Origin of the sequence: Macrococcoides goetzii, assembly GCF_002742385.2 — a bacterium.
Taxonomy (GTDB): Bacteria; Bacillota; Bacilli; order Staphylococcales; family Staphylococcaceae; genus Macrococcoides; species Macrococcoides goetzii.
Genome location: NZ_MJBI02000027.1, coordinates 1 through 415, shown reverse-complemented (window position 1 = coordinate 415; position 415 = coordinate 1). Strand labels below are relative to the sequence as shown.

At 47.0% G+C, this 415-nt stretch carries 1 protein-coding gene; it reads left to right on the top strand.

Annotated elements, in window-relative coordinates; all coding sequences use genetic code 11:
* A partial coding sequence (locus BFS35_RS13690; protein ID WP_147329928.1) for a putative Ig domain-containing protein occupies positions 1-415 on the top strand: 415 nt, incomplete at both ends.

Here is a 415-nt window from a genome sequence, read left to right as displayed (position 1 = left end):
CTGGAACGATGACGCTGCGACAGGAACGTACGAAGAGACACGTGACTTCCCAGTAACAATCACAGTGACAGATGAAGCAGGTAACGTAACAGAGGAAACGATCATAATCACAGTACAACGTGATACGGATGGTGACGGAATCCCTGATGTAACAGATACAGATGATGACAACGACGGAATCCCTGATACAGAAGATAACAATCCGAAGGTAGCAGATACAACAGCACCGACGGTGGATGCATCAGATGCGACAGTTACAGAAGGACAGGCAATTACGCCGATCCCAGTAACGATCACAGATGATAACGATACGACAGAAGAAGTAACAGGCCTACCATCAGGTTTAACATACGATGATGCGAACAACCAGATCATCGGTACACCGGATATCATCACAGACTGGAACGATGACGCT